Here is a 5912-nt window from a genome sequence, read left to right on the forward strand (position 1 = left end):
TCAGGCCGCGCGCGTCGAGGAAGGCCCACAGGGTGCCCAGCCCGACCGTGAGGTCGCGCTCGTCCTTCAGGCGAGCGCGCATCTCCTCCAGGGTCAGGTCGTCCCGCTCGGCGATCAGGCCCCGTAGGTAGGCCTCGTGCGGGTCGAGCTTGGAGCGGCGAGACCGGCCCTGAGGACGGGCCGCCACCGTCCCGGTCGACGTCACAGCAGCCATCCAGCGGATCGCCGTGGCCACGCCCACACCGAAGCGCGCGGCCGCCTGTCGACGCGACGTCGCCCCGGCCGCGTCAACGACGCGTTCGCGTAGGTCCTGGCTGTAGGGTCGGCCCATGCCTCGCTCCTCATCGAGAGCGCGCACTGAATCAAATCCACACCGCCGCGTGAACCCCGCGCCTCCGACTCAGCTCAGACCGAAAACGCTCTAGCCGCCAGAGTTCGAGTTCCTGCGCGTGAAAGCTGAGGGGCTTGCCGGCAAGGCCACTCCCGATGACGTGGGCGTTGAAGGTGCGGGCCTCCGGCCAGATCTCCAGCAGCCGTCCGCCCATAGCGCGCGGGTGGCGCGGCCCGCAGACCTCGGCGTAACCATGGTTGTAGACAAGGATGCCCTCGCGCCCCCATCCCGCGACCATCGGTACGGGCGAGAGTAGGAGCGTCTGGACGATGGTGCGGACGGGGCCTGGCCAGACAGCCATCGCCCCGAGCGGGGTCCCCGCCCAGTCGTGGCCGCGGATGAGGTCGCCGAGGTCTCCGCCCCCGACAGGGGCCCAACCGTGCGCCGAAGGTGTCTGTGTCATCAACTGGTGCGCGAATCCCGCCTAACCCGCTTGGTTGTCCGTGCGTGTCAAACCTTCGTCAACAGGTTGCCGACGCGTCGGCGAAGCTTCGTTTTCGGACAGAGTCGGCGACGCCTGAAGTCGACGTGGCCCCGTCACCCTGAAGCCACCCGGTCGCGCTCCCATCTTGCGATCATGGCAGCCGATCCAAATCGATCGCGCTGGGGAGACCGGGTAGCGGGTCGCGCGACCCGCTACCTCTTCAGGAACCGGGGGCGTCGGTCGCGCTTGGATCGACGAGCCGGCGAAGCCGGATGTCGATCGAGACCGCCATGTCGAGCGATACCGAAAAGCACCAGGAGCTCCTCGGCGCCCTGAAGGCCGCTCAGGGCAGAAACGACGGGTCCTTCGAACGGGCCGTCACGGAGGCTTTCGAGCACGTCTTCGAGCATTTGGGCCGGCTGAACAACCACGTCTCTCTTGGTGGTTCCGACGGCGAGGACCGGCACCTGAAGCCAGGTGAATCGCCGACCTTGAGATAGGTGCGGCGCCCGGCCGCCGCACCATTTCGGATGCCTCACGCGCCGGAACTCCCGAAGCGGCTGGGGATTGGCCAGAGCTCAGGGGTGGAAGCTCACGGCTCGACGCGCCGCACTCGCCGTTCCGGCCCAAGGCGGCGCCATAGGACCCCTTCATGACAAAGATCTCGGACCGCCGCCTCAAGAAGCAGGACCGCGCACTCAGTACCCGCAGCCGCCGTTCAAGCGGCAGCCGCAGGAGGCGCCGGGCCTCGCCCAGGCGATGGACCCGAAACCCGATCACGGCGAGACCAGCTACAAGGGCCACGGGCGCCTGGAGGGACGCAAGGCCATGGTGACCGGCGCGGATTCCGGCATAGGGCGGGCCGCCATCGCCTTCGCTCGCGAGGGCGCCGACGTCGCGCTTAGCTTCGTCGAGGACGAGATGCCCGATGCTTGGCAGGTCGCCAAGCTGATCGAGGCCGAGGGTCGCAAGGCCGTGCTCCTGCCCGGCGACATCACCGACAAGGCGTTCTGCGAGGCTCTCGTGAAGAAGGCGGTGACCGACCTCGGCGGGATCGACATCCTGGTCAACAACGCCGGCAAGCAGACGAACCAGAAGGACATCGGCGCCGGTCCATCAGCAGCCCGAGCGTGCGCTCGGCCTGGCGGAGCATCTCCCGGGCCGGGTCGACGCCGACGAACGTCCAGCCGGGATGCGCCTCGGCCAGTGCCCGCAGTTCCAGTCCAACACCTCCGGCGAGCCGAGCGCGAGGTAGACATCGTGCAAGGTCAACCGGTCGAGGTCGCAGGCGATGGTCCAGCCGCCGCCATGTCCCTTCCCGGAAGCCACGAGTCCTAGGACGCGTAGTCCCGCTATCGTCCGGCGCACCACGACCGGGTTGGTACCCATCATCATGGCTAGCCGCTCGGACGTCACCGGCCCGTCGGCCTCGGCCATGTGGAGAAGGACGTGCAGCACGCCCGGCAAACTGCTGTCCCGTCTCATGCAACTAATGATGGTTCATGAGACGCGTCCCTGTCGACGGATATGGGTCCGTACAGCGCCCCAGGCACGGTGAACTGCTCGGTGCGCGGCGTGTCGATCTATGAGGTCGACAAGCAGCGGAAGCGGAACACGGCGACGTCGTACGTCGTGCCAGCGTCGTCCCTGATGCGCACGTCGCGGTAGCCACGCGAGGCCCAGTTCTGCGCCAGCATCATCGCGCTCCAAGTGTGCGGGCACATCTCGCTGACGAACCCGGACGGCGTCTCGGCCGTGATCATGAAGGCCATTGCCCTACCCTCCTCGATTGAGGTCCTTCGCGGCCGGACTCGGCTCCGCCGCGTCCGGCTGCCTCGTCCCGCCGCCCCAATCTCCGACTGTCGTCCGCCCTATCCAGCGGGCGACGGCCGTGAGGGCGGCGGCGCTGCCGTTCCGGGCCTCCTCGTCCGCGAAGAGCGCGAGCTGCGCGTCGGCCGACGTGCCCTCCCGGACGATCGTCCGGCATCCCGCGAGTTCCTGCGCGCAGCCCAGGCTCTCGGCATCCTCCGCGACCATGGCCAGCACCGGTTCCAGGATGTCGGCCACCGCGATGGCACCGTCCGCGGTCGCGAAGGTGCCATGCACGCCGTAGCGCTGAGCACGCCACTTGTTCTCCCGTGCGATCGCCCGCTCGACCGCGGTCAGGCCGCGGTTATGGTCGGGATTGCGGTAGAGGTGCCGAGCGAGCGCGCGGAACAGGGCCGTGAGGGCAATGGCGTCGTCCAGCCGCGTGCAGCAATCGGGCGCCCGCAACTCCAGGGTCGGGTACTTTGCGGATGGGCGGATCATCCACCAGACATGGCTCGAATCTGGCGTCACGCCCGAGCGGACGAGGGCCGCCACGTAGGCGTCGTAGGCCCCCGTGTTGCGGAATAGCTCCGGAATGCCGGTGCGCGGCAGCTCGTCGTAGGCCGCTAGGCGGTAGCCCTTCAGGCCGGTCGGCCGCGCCTGCCAGAAGGGCGAGGAGGTCGAGAGTGCGAGGAACAGCGGCAGGTACGGGATCATCCGGCACATCACGTCGACCCGTCGGTCGGGATCAGGCAGCTGGACGTGGACATGCATCCCGCACAGCATGTTGCGCTGCCCGATCATCTGCAGGTCGTCCATGATCCGCCCGTAGCGGTCCCTCTCGCTGCGGGCCGCCTCCCGCCACCGGGCGGTTGGGTGCGTGCCGCAGGCGAGCACGGCCAGTCCCCGCTCGGCGGCGAGCGTACCGAGCATGCGGCGGATGTAGCTGAGTTCGGCCCGGGCGCTCCGCAGGCAGGCGTAGGGCGGCGTCGCCGCCTCGACCTGGCTCTGGAGGAACTCCCGCCCGACCCGGCCTTCAGTCGCCGCGGCGGCATTCTCGAAGAAGCTGTCCGGCGCGAGGAAGGCGGCCTCACCCGTGCGGGCGTCGGCGAGGAAGTACTCCTCCTCGATGCCGATCGGGAAGGCCTCGGCATCATGCGGCCGCGTCGAGGCGAGGCCCGCCAGGACTCGTCCGATCAGCCACGGATCAGCACCGAAGTGCCGCAGGACGGCGGGATCATACTCCATGCGTCTGCAGCCAGGATTCGAGCAGAGCCACCTGCCAGAGCTTCGAGTGGCCTTTCGGCGTGAGGGTTCCGTCCGGGTCGGCGAGCAGGCGCTCGACATAGGCCCGCTTGAACAGGCCGCGCTGCCGCGCGACGGCGCTGTCGAGCACGTCGCGCACGAAGTCCATGTAGGGCCCGCGGATGTGCTTGAGCGCGGGCACGGGAAAGTAGCCCTTGGGCCGGTCGATTACCTCCGCGGGCAGGTTCTTCCGGGCGGCTTCCTTGAGGATGTACTTGCCGCCACCCTCGACCTTCAGCGCCGCGGGCACGCGGGCGGCGAGTTCGACGAGTTCGTGATCGAGGAAGGGGACGCGCGCCTCGAGCCCGAAAGCCATGGTCATGTTGTCGACCCGCTTGACGGGATCGTCCACGAGCATGACCTGCGTGTCGAGCTGCAAGACCCGGTCGATCGCGCCCCCCTCCCCCGCCCGGGCGAAGAACCGATCGACGAAGGCCCGGCTGTGATCGCCGTCGAGGTAGTCCGGGGACAGGGTCTCGCGCATCTCGGCATTGTCTCGGTCGAAATAGACCCGCGCGTAGTCCGCGGCCGGGTCCGTCGAGCCCGTCAGCCTCGGGTACCAGTGGTAGCCGCCGAAGATCTCGTCGGCGCCCTGCCCGCTCTGGACCACCTTCACGTGGCGGGAGACCTCCTGCGACAGGAGGAAGAAGCCGACCGCGTCGTGGCTCATCTGCGGCTCGGACATCGCGGCGATCGTGGCCGGCAGAGCCTCTAGCGTCCGCGAGGCGTCGACCGCGATCTTGACGTGCGCGGTGCCGAACTCCCGGGCGACGATGTCGGAGTAGGCGAACTCGTCGCCCGCGATCCCGTTCACGGCGTCGAAGCCGACCGAGAAGGTTTTGAGGTCCGTCACGCCCTTCCGCGCCAGAAGCGTTACGAGGAGCGAGCTGTCGAGGCCGCCCGACAGGAGGATACCGCTGGGCACGTCCGCCACGCGGCGGCGCTCCACGGCCGTCGTGAGAGCATCAAGGACGAGGGCGCGCCAGTCGCCCTCCGTCAGGTAGCGGTCCTCCGGACGAGGCCCGACCGAAAGGCTCCAGTAGACCCGCTCGGACCGGGAGCCATCCGGCTCAATCGTCAGGAGCGTGGCAGGCGGCAGCTTGCGCACGCCCTGAAGGATGGTCCCGGGTGCGGGCACAACTGCGTGGAAGCTCATGTAGTTGTGCAGACCCACCGGATCGATCGCGGTGTCCACATCCCCGGCCGCAAGCAGCGCCGGTAGGGTTGAGGCGAAGCGTAGGCGCGTCTCCGTCTGGGCGAGGTAGAGGGGCTTGATGCCGAGTCGGTCGCGGGCCAGCACGACCCGGCCACTGTCGCGCTCCCAGATCGCGAAGGCAAACATGCCGTGGAAGCGCTCGACGCTGGCTGGTCCCCAGGCATGGTAAGCCTTCAGGATGATCTCGGTGTCGCCGGTCGAGAAGAACCGGTAGCCCTTCGCGGAGAGCTCCGCGCGCAGGTCGCGGAAGTTGTAGATGCAGCCGTCTAAGGTGATCGCGAGACCGAGCTCGGAATCAAGCATCGGCTGCTGGGAGGCATCCGAGAGGTCGAGGATCTTCAGACGCCGGTGTCCGAGGGCGACGCGGCCCTGTCCCAGCACGCCCTCGGCATCGGGGCCTCTGTCCTGAAGCGTTCGTGCCATCGCCTGTACGGCCGCAACATCGGCCGGCACGCCGAATCCGACCTCACCGCATATGCCACACATTCCGGTCCGCAACTCCCATCGATCGATGCGGCCCAGCGCGAGCGGTGCTGGACGGCATTCTGCGCCTTGTCGTGCGCGCCCAACGCTTTGCTCGGCCGCGCTAGGATTCCTCAGGTGGATGTTGGAGCCTCTGAGGGATTTCTCGCCAAGTATCGCACCTACTGGCCAAAACATGAGCGGTTCCTGCCAGTGAATTTCGCAGCGGTGCTTGGTTATTCAGCAACCTTTCGGCAAATGTTATCGTATGTTGTTGCGGCTTCCGGAGAGCGGGCTCGCTTCGA

Annotated in this window: 5 protein-coding genes and 3 pseudogenes; 2 read left to right on the forward strand and 6 right to left on the reverse strand. The window is 68.1% G+C overall.

Annotation, left to right across the window (positions count from 1 at the left end; genetic code table 11):
- Window positions 1-331: pseudogene (locus MFF54_RS27410) on the reverse strand (IS630 family transposase); the annotation flags it as partial.
- Between the two features lie 31 nt (window positions 332-362).
- Window positions 363-794, reverse strand: coding sequence for a hypothetical protein (locus MFF54_RS27415; RefSeq protein ID WP_238307345.1), 432 nt, complete (start codon window positions 792-794; stop codon window positions 363-365).
- A gap of 311 nt (window positions 795-1105) precedes the next feature.
- Here MFF54_RS27415 and MFF54_RS27420 point away from each other — a divergent pair, with 311 nt between their 5' ends.
- Entirely contained in the window at window positions 1106-1315 is a 210-nt protein-coding gene (locus tag MFF54_RS27420; RefSeq protein WP_238307349.1) for a hypothetical protein, read from the forward strand.
- Window positions 1316-1454: 139 nt separating this feature from the next.
- A pseudogene (locus MFF54_RS27425) lies at window positions 1455-1919 on the forward strand (SDR family NAD(P)-dependent oxidoreductase); the annotation flags it as partial.
- A gap of 120 nt (window positions 1920-2039) precedes the next feature.
- Here MFF54_RS27425 and MFF54_RS27435 read toward each other — a convergent pair.
- The 4 genes and pseudogenes from MFF54_RS27435 to MFF54_RS27450 form a co-directional block, all read right to left on the reverse strand.
- Window positions 2040-2300, reverse strand: a pseudogene (locus MFF54_RS27435) (Rrf2 family transcriptional regulator); the annotation flags it as partial.
- 98 nt (window positions 2301-2398) lie between these two features.
- Window positions 2399-2587 (reverse strand): hypothetical protein, encoded by a 189-nt coding sequence (locus MFF54_RS27440; RefSeq protein WP_238307346.1) that lies wholly within the window; start codon window positions 2585-2587, stop codon window positions 2399-2401.
- Between the two features lie 4 nt (window positions 2588-2591).
- On the reverse strand, window positions 2592-3872 hold the full coding sequence (locus MFF54_RS27445) for a carboxylate-amine ligase (protein WP_238307347.1): 1281 nt from the start codon (window positions 3870-3872) through the stop codon (window positions 2592-2594).
- On the reverse strand, window positions 3862-5631 hold the full coding sequence (locus tag MFF54_RS27450; RefSeq protein WP_238307348.1) for an N-acetylglutaminylglutamine amidotransferase: 1770 nt from the start codon (window positions 5629-5631) through the stop codon (window positions 3862-3864). Before MFF54_RS27450 ends, MFF54_RS27445 begins: the two co-directional genes overlap by 11 nt.
- Between the last annotated feature and the right edge of the window lie 281 nt (window positions 5632-5912).

It is taken from the genome of Methylobacterium gregans (assembly GCF_022179245.1).
GTDB classification, from domain to species: Bacteria; Pseudomonadota; Alphaproteobacteria; order Rhizobiales; family Beijerinckiaceae; genus Methylobacterium; species Methylobacterium gregans.